This window comes from Frankia umida, from assembly GCF_023242945.1.
Classification (GTDB): Bacteria; Actinomycetota; Actinomycetes; order Frankiales; family Frankiaceae; genus Frankia; species Frankia umida.
On record NZ_JALKFT010000134.1, the window covers coordinates 1 to 267 of the forward strand.

Genomic DNA, 267 nt, shown 5'->3' on the forward strand with positions numbered 1-267 from the left:
TACTAAGGAGAACGAAAGTAGCTGGACTCGCTACCAGTTGATGTAGGCGAGGTGGGGATCACCGAAGAATCCCATGACGAGGCCCGGGTTTTCCTGGAGCCTGCGGAGCGCGGCGAGAACATTGGAATACAGGTCCGAGACCGATGTGATCATTTTTCGGCCGACCTTGGCGGTCTTCACGTTGTTCCAGACCCATTCGTCTGGGTTGGTGTCGGGGGCGTAGGGCGGGAGGCGGAAGATGCGAAGTCGCCCTTGTGTGCTGGCGAC

At 58.8% G+C, this 267-nt stretch carries 1 protein-coding gene; it reads right to left on the reverse strand.

Annotated features, from left to right (window positions below):
* Positions 1 to 30: 30 nt before the first annotated feature.
* Positions 31 to 267 (reverse strand): transposase (locus MXD59_RS26120; protein ID WP_372512212.1); only part of this gene is annotated, 237 nt, incomplete at its 5' end.